The 13,250-nt window shown below is 60.3% G+C and carries 9 protein-coding genes; 1 reads left to right on the top strand and 8 read right to left on the bottom strand.

Features of this window, described 5'->3' with window-relative positions; translation table 11 throughout:
* Positions 1 to 50 precede the first annotated feature (50 nt).
* Entirely contained in the window at positions 51 to 368 is a 318-nt protein-coding gene (locus U6037_RS12640) for an SCP2 sterol-binding domain-containing protein (RefSeq protein ID WP_007912567.1), read from the top strand.
* Between the two features lie 158 nt (positions 369 to 526).
* Here the strand turns inward: U6037_RS12640 and U6037_RS12635 are convergent, their stop codons facing one another.
* From U6037_RS12635 to U6037_RS12600, 8 genes are all read right to left on the bottom strand, one after another.
* Positions 527 to 2,101 carry an ABC transporter ATP-binding protein gene (locus U6037_RS12635; RefSeq protein ID WP_322846988.1) on the bottom strand — a complete coding sequence of 525 codons (1,575 nt, stop codon included), beginning with the start codon at positions 2,099 to 2,101 and terminating at the stop codon, positions 527 to 529.
* Position 2,102: 1 nt separating this feature from the next.
* Positions 2,103 to 3,125 (bottom strand): ABC transporter permease, encoded by a 1,023-nt coding sequence (locus U6037_RS12630; RefSeq protein WP_322846987.1) that lies wholly within the window; start codon positions 3,123 to 3,125, stop codon positions 2,103 to 2,105.
* Entirely contained in the window at positions 3,125 to 4,189 is a 1,065-nt protein-coding gene (locus U6037_RS12625) for a microcin C ABC transporter permease YejB (protein ID WP_322846986.1), read from the bottom strand. The genes U6037_RS12630 and U6037_RS12625 overlap by 1 nt, the downstream gene beginning before the upstream one ends.
* Positions 4,176 to 6,017: an extracellular solute-binding protein gene (locus U6037_RS12620; protein WP_322846985.1), complete on the bottom strand. Its 1,842-nt coding sequence runs from the start codon at positions 6,015 to 6,017 to the stop codon at positions 4,176 to 4,178. The genes U6037_RS12625 and U6037_RS12620 overlap by 14 nt, the downstream gene beginning before the upstream one ends.
* A 226-nt stretch (positions 6,018 to 6,243) precedes the next feature.
* The gene (locus tag U6037_RS12615; protein WP_322846984.1) at positions 6,244 to 8,898 is read right to left on the bottom strand and encodes a TonB-dependent receptor; all 2,655 of its coding nucleotides are present in this window, start codon (positions 8,896 to 8,898) and stop codon (positions 6,244 to 6,246) included.
* A gap of 118 nt (positions 8,899 to 9,016) precedes the next feature.
* Positions 9,017 to 9,520 (bottom strand): RES family NAD+ phosphorylase, encoded by a 504-nt coding sequence (locus tag U6037_RS12610; protein WP_322846983.1) that lies wholly within the window; start codon positions 9,518 to 9,520, stop codon positions 9,017 to 9,019.
* Positions 9,517 to 9,993: an antitoxin Xre/MbcA/ParS toxin-binding domain-containing protein gene (locus U6037_RS12605; protein ID WP_322847316.1), complete on the bottom strand. Its 477-nt coding sequence runs from the start codon at positions 9,991 to 9,993 to the stop codon at positions 9,517 to 9,519. Before U6037_RS12605 ends, U6037_RS12610 begins: the two co-directional genes overlap by 4 nt.
* Positions 9,994 to 10,263: 270 nt before the next feature.
* Positions 10,264 to 13,173: a TonB-dependent receptor gene (locus U6037_RS12600; protein WP_322846982.1), complete on the bottom strand. Its 2,910-nt coding sequence runs from the start codon at positions 13,171 to 13,173 to the stop codon at positions 10,264 to 10,266.
* Positions 13,174 to 13,250: the final 77 nt, after the last annotated feature.

Here is a 13,250-nt window from a genome sequence, read left to right as displayed (position 1 = left end):
GTCCGGATAACTGTGAACCTTGCTGTAATCAACCTCATAAGGATCGAACCATGACCTCCGTAGCTGATGCCGTAAAAGCAATGCAAGCCAAGTTCAACCCAGCCGCTGCTGCCGGTCTGGATCTGGTTTTCGGTTTCAACATCACCGACGAAGACAAGCAGTACTCGCTGATCGTCAAAGACGGCACTTGCGACATCCAGGAAGGCGAAAACCCGGACGCCAACTGCACGCTGGTACTGGATAGCGAAACCCTGAAAGGTATCGTCAGCGGCGAAACCGACGGCATGCAGGCTTTCATGGGCGGCAAGCTGCGCGTTGAAGGCGACATGATGCTGTCGATGAAACTGTCCGAGCTGTTCCCGTCGTAATAGCGCGTTCAGTGACAAAAGAATCCCGCCTTCATGGCGGGATTCTTGCGTTTTGGCCCGGTAGGAGCTGCGGCACGCTGCGATCTTTTGACCTTGTTTTTTTCAAACCCAAAGTCAAAAGATCGCAGCCTCGTTTCACTCGACAGCTCCTACAGGGGTCAAGCCGTGTATGAGGCGGCCAGCAATTCTCGGGTATACGGATGCTGCGCCGCATGAAACAGCGCATTCGTCTCGCCACGCTCCACCACCTGACCGTCCTTCATCACAATCAAGTCATGCGCCAACGCGCGCACCACCGCCAGATCGTGGCTGATAAACAGGTAAGTCAGGCCGTGTTCCGCCTGCAAACGTCGCAACAACGCGACGATCTGTTTTTGCACCGTGCGATCCAGGGCCGAGGTCGGTTCATCGAGCAATATCAGATCCGGTTTGAGCACCAGCGCCCGGGCAATGGCGATGCGTTGTCGCTGACCACCGGAAAACTCGTGGGGATAGCGATGTCGCGTTGCCGGGTCGAGACCGACTTCGCGCAGGACATCAATCACCGCCCTCTCGCGCTCACTGGCATTCAAATCGCTGTGCACCTGTAGACCTTCGGCGATGATCTGCTCCACGCACAGGCGCGGACTGAGGCTGCCGAACGGATCCTGAAACACCACTTGCAGGCGTTTGCGCAGCGGCCGGAGCTGTTTACCGCTCAAGTGCTCCAGTGCCTCGCCTTGAAAGCGAATACTGCCTTGGGCATCAAGCAAACGCAGAATCGCCTGGCCCAGCGTCGACTTGCCGGAACCGGATTCGCCGACGATCCCCAAGGTTTTACCGCGCTGGAGATTCAAGTCAATGCCGTTGACCGCGTGCAAATACGACTTCGCGCGCAGCCATCCACCGCCCAGACGGAAGCGCACATTAAGATCGCGCACCTGCAGCAAATCTTCCGCAGGCTCCCGGCACAACGCTTCGCCACCCGGTTCGGCATTGAGCAACTCGACGCTATAAGGATGCTGCGGCGCGCTGAACAACTGTGCACACGACGCCTGTTCGACAATCACCCCGCCGCGCATCACCGCCACCCGCTGAGCGATATTGCGCACCAGATTCAGGTCATGACTGATGATCAGCAACGCCATGCCCAGCCGCTCCTGCAGTTCTTTGAGCAGCAACAGAATCTTGCGTTGCACGGTCACGTCCAGCGCGGTGGTCGGCTCGTCAGCGATCAGCAACTGTGGCTCGCACGCCAGCGCCATGGCAATCATCACCCGTTGCCGCTGGCCGCCCGACAGCTGATGCGGATAGGCCTTGAGCCGTTCGCGCGGGCGTTGAATGCCGACCAATTCGAGCAACTGCAGAATCCGTTGGCGCGCCGCCGCCCCGGCCAGACCTTTGTGCAGCGCAAGGCTTTCACCCAGTTGTCGCTCAATCGTGTGCAAAGGGTTCAGCGAGCTCATCGGTTCCTGAAAAATCATCGCGATGCGGTGACCGCGCAGTTGCCGCAGATAGCGTTCATGCACACCGAGCAGCTCCTCGCCGGCATAACGGATGCTGCCGTCGATCCGCGTGATGGCCGGGTCAAGCAATTGCAGAATACTGTGCGCCGTCACCGATTTACCCGAGCCGGATTCGCCGACCAGCGCCAGGCACTCGCCGGGGCGGATATCGAGGTCGATGCCATGCACCACAGGCTGGCCATTGAAGGCGACGCGCAGGTCGCGTATTTCGATCAGATGTTCAGGCATATCAAGTCCTCGGATCAAACGCATCGCGGCAGGCTTCGCCGATGAATACCAGCAGCGAAAGAATCAGCGCCAAGGCAAAGAACGCGGTCAAACCGAGCCACGGCGCTTGCAGGTTGCTCTTGCCCTGGCCGATCAACTCACCCAGCGAAGCACTGCCGGCCGGCATACCGAAACCGAGAAAATCCAGCGCCGACAAGGTCGCGATCGCTCCGGTGAGAATGAACGGCAGATAAGTCAGCGTCGCGCTCATGGCATTGGGCAGGATGTGCCGAACGATCACCTGCGCATCGCCGACCCCCAGCGCCCGCGCGGCTTTCACGTACTCCAGACCGCGACTGCGCAGGAACTCGGCCCGCACCACATCGACCAGGCTCAACCAGGAAAACAGCGCCATGATCCCCAGCAACCACCAGAAGTTCGGCTCGACAAACCCGGACAGAATGATCAGCAGGTACAACACCGGCAGCCCCGACCAGACCTCCAGCAAGCGCTGACCGATCAGGTCGACCCAACCGCCGTAGTAACCCTGCAATGCGCCGGCGGCGATGCCGATCAGCGCACTCGCTGCCGTCAGCGCCAAGGCAAACAGCAGCGACACGCGCGTGCCGAAAATCACCCGCGCCAGCACGTCCCGCGCCTGGTCATCAGTGCCCAGCCAGTTGTCGCCACTGGGCGGACTCGGTGCCGGTTCCGTCAGGTCGTAATTGACCGTGTCGAACGCGAACGGAATCGGCGCAAACCACAGCCGCCCGCCCTGCCCCTCGATCAACTGCCGCACCTGCGCGCTGCGATAGTCCGGCTGAAACGGCAGCTCGCCGCCGAAATCCTGCTCGGTGTAACGCTTGAACGCCGGGAAATACCATTGGCCCTGGTACGCCACCAGCAGCGGCTTGTCATTGGCCACCAGCTCACCGCCGAGGCTCAGGCCGAACAGCGCGAGAAACAGCCACAACGACCACCAGCCGCGCCGATGTGCCTTGAACCGTGCCCAGCGGCGCTGACCGATTGGAGATAACGTCAGCATCAGGCAGCCCTCGCGGTGAAGTCGATGCGCGGGTCGACCAGCGTGTAGCAAAGGTCGCCGAGCAGTTTTATCAGCAGGCCGAACAGGGTGAAGATGAACAGCGAGCCGAATACCACCGGATAGTCGCGCACCACTGCCGCTTCGTAACTGAGGCGCCCGAGGCCATCGAGGGAAAAGATCACTTCAATCAGCAGCGAGCCACCGAAGAACACCGTCACCAAGGCTTGGGGCAAACCGGCGACGACCAGCAGCATCGCATTGCGAAACACATGGCCGTACAACACCTGCTTTTCACTCAGGCCCTTGGCGCGCGCGGTCACCACATACAGACGCGAGATCTCGTTGAGAAAGCTGTTCTTGGTCAGGATGGTCAACGTCGCGAAACCGCCGATGACCAAAGCAATCACCGGCAACACCAGGTGCCAGAAATAGTCAGCCACTTTGGCCCACGGCGACAGCTCGGCGAAGTTGTCCGAGACCAGCCCGCGCACCGGAAACCAGTCCAGCGCGGTGCCACCGGCAAAGACCACGATCAACAACAGCGCGAAGAGAAACCCCGGCAGCGCATAACCGATGATGATCGCCACGCTGCTCCAGACATCGAATGCCGAGCCGTTGTGCACGGCTTTGCGAATGCCCAGGGGAATCGACACCAGATAGGTGATCAGTGTCGCCCACACGCCCAGCGACAAGGTCACCGGCAGTTTCTGCCAGATCAGTTCGGTGACGCTGGCACCGCGAAAGAAACTCTGGCCGAAATCCAGTTGCGCATAGCTTTTGAGCATCAGCCACAAACGCTCGCTGGGCGGTTTGTCGAAGCCGTACTGGCGCTCGATATCGGCCAGCAGTTTCGGGTCCAGCCCTCGAGTCGCGCGGGATTCACCTCCAACGGTTTCGACATGGCTGGAACCCACCGCCGCGCCCACGCCGATCCCCTGCAAGCGCGCGATGGCCTGCTCCACCGGGCCACCGGGCGCGGCTTGGACGATAACGAAATTGACCAACAGGATCGCCAGCAACGTCGGCACGATCAGCAGCAGGCGCCGCAGGCTATAACCCCACATGGCCGTACTCCTTGTGCATCTGGTTCGTGCTCAGAGCTGTCGGGCTGATTTCCCACCAGCTATCGAGACCGGCGTCGTACAACGGCGCAATCGCCGGTCGGCCGAAGCGGTTCCACCACACCGTGGAAATCCCCGGCGGGTAATAGTTGGGCACCCAGTAATAGCCCCACTGCAATACCCGATCCAGCGCATGAGCATGGCGCAGCAGGCTCTGGCGGTTGTCGGCCTGCACCAGCCCTTCGAGCAGAGCATCGACGGCCGGATCGCGCAGCACCATGTAATTGTTCGAGCCGGGATCAGCGGCGCCGTCGGAGCCGAAGTAATTGAACATCTCGCGCCCCGGTGCCTGACTCACCGGGTAGCCGGCGACGATCATGTCGTAATCGCGATTGCGCACGCGGTTGGTGTATTGCGCGGTGTCGACCTGGCGGATATCGAAGCCGATGCCGATCTGCGCGAGGTTGCGTTTGAACGGTAGCAACAGTCGCTCGAAACCTTTCTGGCCATTGAGAAAGGTGAAGTGCAGCGGCTCGCCACTGGCATTCACCAACTGATCGCCCTGAGGTTTCCAGCCAGCGGCTTCGAGCAGTTTCAGTGCCTGCAATTGTTCGGCGCGGATGTTGCCACTGCCGTCGGTTTTCGGTGGTTCAAACACCGTAGTGAACACTTCATCGGGAATCTGCCCGCGCAACGGCTCAAGAATCTTCAACTCTTCGGCATCCGGCAATGCAGTGGCCGCCAGTGCGCTGTGGGAGAAGTAGCTGCGCTGACGCAGGTACATGCTGCGCATCATCTGCCGGTTGCTCCATTCGAAATCCCAGAGCATGGCGATCGCCTGACGCACCCGACGATCCTGAAACAGTGGTTTTTGCAGGTTGAACACAAAGCCCTGCGCACCTTGCGCAGCACCGGGCGCGAGGTGCTCACGGAGCAGTTTGCCTTGCTCGAGTGCAGCACCCGCGTAGCCGATGGTGAAACTGGTGGCGGAGAATTCGCGGTTGTAATCGAAGCCGCCGGCCTTGAGTACCTGCCGCGACACGTCGGTGTCGGCGAAGAACTCCACGCTTAAGTGATCAAAGTTGTAGAGGCCGCGTGTGATCGGCAGGTCCTTGGCCCACCAGTCCTGCACCCGTTGAAATTTCACGCTGCGCCCGGCATCCACCGCGCTGATGCGGTACGGGCCGCTGCCCGGCGGAACCTCGAAACCGCCGCCCTCGGCAAAATCCCGCGTACGCCACCAATGTTCGGGCAGCACTGGCAGTGTCGCCAGATCCAGCGGCAAGGTGCGGCTGTCGTTGTTCTTGAAGAGGAAGCGCACTTGCGTCGGCGACTCGACGACAACCTCGGCGACATCGCGAAACTGCTGGCGGTATTTCAGGCTGCCCTGAGTGGTGAACAGTTCGAAGGTGTAGCGCACGTCTTCGGCGGTGATCGGCGTGCCGTCGTCGAAACGCGCTGCCGGGTTCAGGTAGAAACGCAGCCAGCGGCGATCCGGGTCCAGCTCCATCTGCTGCGCCACCAGACCGTAGACGCTGTAGGGTTCGTCCTTGCTGCGATAGGCCAGTGGCGCGTAGAGCCAGCCATCAATGTCGGCCACGCCAGTGCCTTTGTCGGTGTAGGGAATCAGGTGATCGAACGGCCCGCTTTCCAGCGAAGAGCGACGCAGGCTGCCGCCCTTCGGTGCGTCGGGATTGGCGTAGGCCAGGTGCTGGAAGTCGGGAGCGTATTTGGCGGGTTCGCCGTAGACCGTTAACGCCGGTTGCGGGGCGGCCAAACTGAGCGGGGTTAAAAGCGCAAAAGCGCTGAATAAAATGAGCCTTGAGAACATGGGCAGATCCTTTTACTCGGTGCTGCTACTGGCTTCATCGCGAGCAGGCTCACTCCTACAAGGGTCTGCGGTGAACACAAATCCACTGTAGGAGTGAGCCTGCTCGCGATAACGCCGGAACAGTCACCCCATTTCCTGCCTACCTGTGATGTGCAACAGGCCGGCGATTTTTATAGGGCAGGCTTTAGATCGATAGGTGACTAAAACCGGCCATCACTGATCATTCTCAAAACTTGTAACTGACTCGCGTGTACAGCGTCCGCCCAAACGGGTCGCCATATTTCGGGTCGTAGCCGCTCTGGAACGTGTAGGTCTGGTTGCTGAACGGTGGTTCGCGGTCGAACAGGTTTTTCGCGCCGAGGGTCACGCTCAGGGTCTTGCGCCAGGTGTAGGTGCCAGCCAGATCCCAGACGTTGTAGGAGCCGACATAGTCGTGAGTGTCGCGATCAGAGTCGTGATAGCCGCTGGTGTAGCGGTTGGTCAGGGCCGCGCCGAACGGTCCGTAATTCCAGCTGCCGGTCAGGCTGTGGCGCCAGCGCGCCACGGCACCCGCCGACGCAAAATCACCGCCTCGGAAATCGCCGAGCTTGTCGATGTAGTCGCCCTTGAGCTGTTGCTGGTAGTCATAACGAGTGACGTAAGTGCCTTGCAGGCCGATGCCGAAATTGCCGTACGGTGTGCTCGGCAAACGGTAATCGAAGCTCACATCGACGCCGTTGGTCTTGATCTTGCCGAGGTTGGCCAGCCCGGTGACGATGTGATCGATGGAGCCATCCGCCTTGCGCACCAAACGATCCGGGTACAGCTCAGGATTCTCGAACACCGCCGATTCGGGGAACTCGGCAATCTGGTTGGCGATGTCGATCCACCAGAAATCCAGCCCGGCGCTCAGGCGCTCGAACGGCTGATAGACAAACCCGAGGGTGACGTTACGCGCGGTTTCCGGACTCAGGTCAGTATTGCCGCCGCTGGTGCGATTGAACTGCTGCGCGCAATCACGGTTGGCGATGCCGCCATTGCTCGGATTACCGCCCGCGCACAAACGCGGGTCGTTGTAGTTGGCGTTGGTGAAACTGCTGAACGTCGGGTTGTACAGCTCATACAGCGACGGCGCGCGAAACCCTTCGCTGTAGGCGCCGCGCACCACCAGTTCCTTGAATGGCTGGAAGCGGAACGAGTATTTCGGGTTAGTGGTGCTGCCGAAGTCGCTGTACTTGTCGTGGCGTACGGCGGCGGACAGTTCGAGGCTGTCGAGCACCGGCACATTGACCTCGGCGTATTCGGCCGAGACGCTGCGGTCCCCGGCGACACTGCCGTTCGGATCAACACCGAGGCTTTGCACGTCGCCGGCAAATGCGGCGAAATCCTGATGGAAGTCTTCCTTGCGATACTCGCCACCCAGCGCCAATGCCGAAGGACCGGCACCGAACCAGTCGCCGATCTCGCGGCTGATGCGCCCGTCGATGGCCTTGACCCGCCCGACCGCCGTGGCGTAATCACCGTCCACCGCGTTGGCCGCCAGAAGCGCCGAACCGGCAGCTGTCTGCGGACCGAACGGGTTGATCACGCCGTTGGCAATGCCGGCGCTGACCGCGCGGTCGTTGACGTAGCCATCCTGAATGCTGTTGATCACTTTGTTCTGATTGTACGAAGCGCCGAGGTTGTAATCCCAGCCGGCGAGCGTGCCGTCGAAACTCAAGAGCAAGCGCTGACTGGTGTTGTCGTCCTCATGCTGGCGCGCGCCAACGGCGGTTTCACGCCAGTTGACGTCGACCGGTTGCGTCGGATCGAGAGCGAAGCCGTTCGGCCCTGGCGTGATGCCGTTACCCGGATAGAACGCCGTGCCGGGATTGACCTGATTGCCCATCAACGTGCCGGGGCCGATTTGCGTGCGGTTTTCATTGCGCGCCCAAAAGTATTCGAGGCTGACGTTGTGATCGTCCGACAGCTTGCCGGTGGCTTTGGCGAAGGCCGAGGTCTTTTCGGTTTCCGGCACCAGATCGAGGTAGTTCCACAGGCTCTGCCGGCAGATGCCGTTGCGCGCCAGCAAACCCGGTGCGTTGCAGCCGGAACCGGCCAAAGGGTTGGTGGCATTGCTGCCCTGACTCCAGTTGGCTGGCGAGGCGGTGCCGGAGGTGTAATCGAGTCCACGATTCGGCTGATAGTTGTAGGTGTAACCGCGATCTTCGGCGGCCAGGCGTTGCTGTTTGTCGTAGCTGACCACGCCGAACACGTTGAAGCGATCATCCTGCAAATCACCGAATCCCCAACTGCCGCTGAAGTTGCGGCTTTCACCGCCTCCCGAATGCGTCGGCGTGTCGTAGTTGCTGCTGATCTGCCCTTCGGTGAGACTGGTTTTGGTGATGAAGTTGATCACCCCGCCAATCGCATCGGTGCCGTACAGCGCCGAGGCGCCATCGCGCAGCACTTCGACGCGGTCGATGGCCGCGAACGGAATGGTGTTGAGGTCGACACCGGAGCCATTGATTGCGTTGGTGGCGTTATTGCTCAAACGCCGTCCGTTGAGCAGCACCAAGGTTTTGTTAGCGCCGATGCCGCGCAGATCCGCGTAAGACGCACCGCCACTGCTCGACCCCACCGAACGCCCGGAGCCAACCGAAGACTGGTTGGCGGAAATGCGACTGACCAGCTCCTCCGTGGTAGTAACACCCTGCTCGCGCAGCTCTTCGACTCGCAGGATCGTGACCGGCACTGCGGTTTCCGCATCGACCCGGCGGATTGCTGTACCCGTGACTTCAACCCGTTGCAGTTGGGTGGTCGGTTCGGTTGCCGTGCTGTCGGCGGCGATCGCCGGCAGTGTGTTGATTGCCAGCAGCAAGGCCAGGCTCAAAGGTGATTTGACGGGTGAAAACTGAATCATGAACAGCCATCCCTGCGTTTTGGTTTATGCAGGGATGTGCGATGACGAATAAGGATTTATAGAGGGCGATTTAGACTGTTGGGTGCTGAGGTTATGCAAAAAAAGCCATGCCTTGTTATCAAGCCGATGCCATCTCCCTCAGCAACCGTGTATCCAGGCCAAAACGTTCTTGAGAGACCATTTTGAACTGCCCCTCTGCGAGGTCGCAGCTCACCAGCAGATTCCACGAGTGGCGGGTTGCCGCCGAGGGAATCAGGACAAACGGATGCTCATCCAGTAAAGCGTCGGCAAACCGTTGTTGATTGGGCGACGGCCACGCGGGACTCAACCAGTAAGGATTCGGCACCTCTTCGGGCTGAACGACTTTGACCCGCGCATCGCCGATGACCTCAAAGCACGTCAGCACATAAGGCTCTCTGTCCAGTGCATCAAAACTATTATTGGCTGCCACCTCCAGAATGGCCGAGGACGGGTCGACAGATGCATAGACGACTCGCCGGCCAGGCGCATTCCATCGACCGCCTTTCAGTTTTGAACCCATCCCGCTGTCCCACGTATCTCCGTAGGCCTCCTGATCCAGGCGCCAGCCATACCAGTGCCCTTCCCAGGGCAAGGGATTCATGGGTAACCCCCGTACAGGAGCCGACACAAGTATTGTTCGACCATCTGGAAGCCCAGTGGATGGTGAGTCAATTCCAATGGCACGTAGCCGTTAAGGTAAGGGGTGGACTTCTGCATCCATATTTCCGCCTGTGGCAGCCCCCCGAACGCCTGAGTGGCCATCTCCAGCACCAGCGCATATTGGTAGGCGACGACACTCTGTTGCGAGTCAAGCCGTACCGGTTTGCCTTCCTTCAACAGCCGCTGCACGGTTCTGACAGATTTGCCGGTGATGCGTTTGACCATGTCTTCGCGCAGGTACATTTCGGAAGTTGAAAGCATGTTGACGACGTCGCTCAGCTCAAAGCCCTCGTCGGTAAGGCGGACAATCAGCATGGCATCGTCACCGAGGTCCCGGCCATGCACGAGCAAATCGACAGGTTTTCCCTCAGCCTTCTTCAGCACCGTCAGCCGGGGTGCTTTTGATGTGGACATCGCGACATCCTCCATGGGGCATCTGGCGCGATCGTCGATCCAGAAGTTGCGCAGGGAATAAACAGGGGTTTCATGCTCGATATGTGGGGTACGCATAATAGATCCTTGATCTGGGAGCCTGAGCGATCAAGCCGCTCAGCGACTTCAATGTCAGGTCCGATGCTATAGATCGCGCTTCCGACGACCAACCTGAAAAAGTCGTCGGAAATATCCCCTGCTTGCCGCAAAACCCGCCATTTTCCGTAGGACGTCAACGCGAGATTCCTGCCATCAGCCGCCGAAGTGATAACTCACATCCAGCCACCACTGCCGTCCATACGGGTCATAGTTGCCGGTCGGGTAATACGGCCAGCCCGCCGAGTCATCGTGTTTGATCTGATTGAGCACGTTGTTCACGGTCAGCCCGACGCTCGCGCGGTCATTGAGCTTGTAACGCGCACTGGCGTTGAACACCGTCCAAGGCGACAGGCGCCCGTCCCCTGCACCGTTGGTCACCGAGCCGTAACGAATGCCCATCAGCGTCGCCGTGGCTTTCTGGTAATCCCAGGTGAGACTGGCGTTGACCTTGCTGCGCCAGTCGTAATTGGTGCGCGAGGTACGCAAGTCTTGCGTCGGCGCTTCTTCCGATTCCTTGTAGTAATGCGACAACACCAGGGTGTAACCCAGCGCCGAACTGAACGCGCCGTATTGCCCGGCGCCCCAGCGGATATTGCTCTTGAAGTCCAGGCCGCTGACCCGCTCGCTCGCGGCGTTGATCGCGTTGACCCGCACGCGATTCAACTGGTTCGGATCGACCGCGGCATTGCCGGCGTTACGATCAATGCGCGCCAGGGTCGACTGGCAATTGGCCGAGTTGATGTCCTGGGTGCCGTTGCGGCACTCGTTCTCTTGTTGCAGCAAGCGGTTTTCATCGACGGTGGTCAGCAAATCGTCGATCTCGACGCGCCAGAAATCGGTGGAGAAATCGAAGTTGCGCGACGGTGACCAGACGAACCCGTAGGTCCACGATTTGCCACGTTCGGACTCCAGATCAGCGGTGCCACTCTGGGTGTAATCGACGCGCCCGCGATCACACGCGCCCTCCACGCCCTGGCTGCAACCGTAGTAATCGATCTGCGCCGGATAGTAGCCGTTGCTGTCGGATTGATAGATGTAGTTCAGATCCGGTGCGCGGAAACTGGTGCCGTAACTGCCGCGCAGCAACAGGCTGGTCACCGGGCGCCATTCCAGCCCCAGGTTGTAAGTCTTCTGCTGCTCGGTGCGGCCGCTGAATTTGTACTGATCCCAGCGCCCCGCCGCCGTCGCCAGCACGGTGTCAGTGACCGGAATGCTGAACTCGCCGCCCGCCGCGTAACGTTTGCGCGAGCCACCGGAACTTTGCTGTGGGCTCACGCCGTAAAAAGTGCCGTCGTTAAGTCCATCATCCGGGTCGACGCGGTATTCCTGTTTGCCCGCCTCCAGCACCCCGGCGAATCCCACGGGGCCGGCCGGCAAGTCGAACAGATCACCATTGACCGAAGCGTTGTAACTGGTCGACACCGATTTGCTGCTTTGGGTCAGGTTGCCGCGAAACTGCTGCCATTCCTGCGGTGTCAGCGGCCGGTCGAGACGCGAGGCATCCGGAGCAAACACCGGGTAACCGCCGCTGACACCGAGTTGCGGGCCAAGGTAGAAATCCTGAATCGAAGACAGTGGCGTATAACGCGTGGTCCTGACGCTGCGATATTCCGAGCGATTGGCCGCCAGATCGTAGCTCCAACCGGTGTCGGCAATCTTGTCCGAGAGACCGAGGGTGCCGGTCCACGAGGTGTCGCGCCACTTGCTGTTGTTGCTGGTGCGCCCGCCAATTTCTTCCTCACCGAAACGGCGATACCAGCGTTCCAGATTGCCGCTGTTCTGGTTGATGAAATCCGGCGAGGTGAAGGTCGGCCCGCGCGTGTTGTTCTGGATGTGGTCGAGGCCGTACATCAAATCGGCGAAGACCTGGCCGCTGTCGCTGAAATGCCAGGTGCCACGGGTATAGCCGTCGTAGTTTTCCTTCTGGGTCTGCACGGTCCAGTAGTCGTTGTACATCTGATCGGTACGGCAGCGCCCGCCGCTGTTGACCAGTTTGTTGTCGAAGGTGCCTTGGTAGGCGCCGCAGCCCGGTCCGAGATAGCGACTATTGGTCAGGTCGCGGCGGTAACCGACATCCGCCAGCGGACCGCTTTGCATGAAACCACGGTCATCGGCCCAGATCGGATCGCGGTTGGTCAGCTCCAGGCCGAACAGGCCGTCGAAGTCGCCCCAACTGCCGCCACCGCTGATCTGCAAGCGCTGATTGTCACCGCCGCCGCGTTCGCTGGTGCCGCCCTTGAGGTTGACGTCGACGCCGTTGATCTTGTCTTTGAGGATGATGTTGACCACCCCGGCGATCGCGTCCGAACCGTAAATCGCCGAGGCACCGCTGCTGAGGATTTCGATGCGCTCGATGACCGCCGACGGAATATTCGCCAGGTTGGTGAAGTTGACCTTGCCGTCGTACGGCGTCGGATAGTCGGCGACGCGGCGGCCGTTGATCAGCACCAGCGTATGGTTCGGACCGAGGCCGCGCAGGTTGAGTGCGCTGGCCGCCGGCTGCCAGGTGTTGCCGTAATCTTCGCCTTGGGTCATGCCGGTGTTTTGCGTCTGCGTCGCCAGGGCGTCGTAGACGTTTTTGTAGCCGCGCGCTTCCATTTCCTCGTGGGTGATGACGTTGACCGGCGTGGCGCCATCACTCTGCGCGCGGGCAATGCGCGAACCGGTCACAGTGACTTTTTCCATGCGGTAATCGGCGCTGGTGACCGGCGCTACGGCGGTGACTTTCGCCGGCACATCGGCCGCGCGAACCGTTAAACCCTGGGCGCTTTGTTCGACTTGCAGACCGCTGCCAAGCAAGGCCTTTTCCACCGCCTGACGACCGCCCAAAACCCCGCGCACCGCCGCACTGCGTTTGCCTTGTACCAGTTGCTGACTGAAAGAAATCGGTACGCCGCTCTGCCGCGAGATGTCCAGCAGCACTTCGTCGAGCGGCCCGCTGGCAATGTCGAAGGTGAACATCGCCGCTGCCGATTCCTGGGCCACCGCCGCCCATGGACTGATGCCCATCGCCAACGCAGCGGCGAGGGTCAATCGAGGTAATTGTTGTTTGATTGAGAACATCGAAGGGTTTCCCTGTTGTAGGCATCTGCAGGGAATGAGCAGCGGGCCAGCGCTTTTTATAGGGCGGCGATTAGGCC

It is taken from the genome of Pseudomonas sp. B33.4 (assembly GCF_034555375.1).
Lineage (GTDB): Bacteria > Pseudomonadota > Gammaproteobacteria > Pseudomonadales > Pseudomonadaceae > Aquipseudomonas.
The sequence above is the reverse complement of the archived record's forward strand: the minus strand, read 5'-3'. Positions and strand labels throughout refer to the sequence as shown.

Bases quoted from the DNA above. Each gene is read 5' to 3' on its own strand.
- U6037_RS12640 (WP_007912567.1), top strand. From the start codon at position 51: ATGACCTCCGTAGCTGATGCCGTAAAAGCAATGCAAGCCAAGTTCAAC.
- U6037_RS12635 (WP_322846988.1), bottom strand. From the start codon at position 2,101: ATGCCTGAACATCTGATCGAAATACGCGACCTGCGCGTCGCCTTCAAT.
- U6037_RS12630 (WP_322846987.1), bottom strand. From the start codon at position 3,125: ATGCTGACGTTATCTCCAATCGGTCAGCGCCGCTGGGCACGGTTCAAG.
- U6037_RS12625 (WP_322846986.1), bottom strand. From the start codon at position 4,189: ATGTGGGGTTATAGCCTGCGGCGCCTGCTGCTGATCGTGCCGACGTTG.
- U6037_RS12620 (WP_322846985.1), bottom strand. From the start codon at position 6,017: ATGTTCTCAAGGCTCATTTTATTCAGCGCTTTTGCGCTTTTAACCCCG.
- U6037_RS12615 (WP_322846984.1), bottom strand. From the start codon at position 8,898: ATGATTCAGTTTTCACCCGTCAAATCACCTTTGAGCCTGGCCTTGCTG.
- U6037_RS12610 (WP_322846983.1), bottom strand. From the start codon at position 9,520: ATGAATCCCTTGCCCTGGGAAGGGCACTGGTATGGCTGGCGCCTGGAT.
- U6037_RS12605 (WP_322847316.1), bottom strand. From the start codon at position 9,993: ATGTCCACATCAAAAGCACCCCGGCTGACGGTGCTGAAGAAGGCTGAG.
- U6037_RS12600 (WP_322846982.1), bottom strand. From the start codon at position 13,173: ATGTTCTCAATCAAACAACAATTACCTCGATTGACCCTCGCCGCTGCG.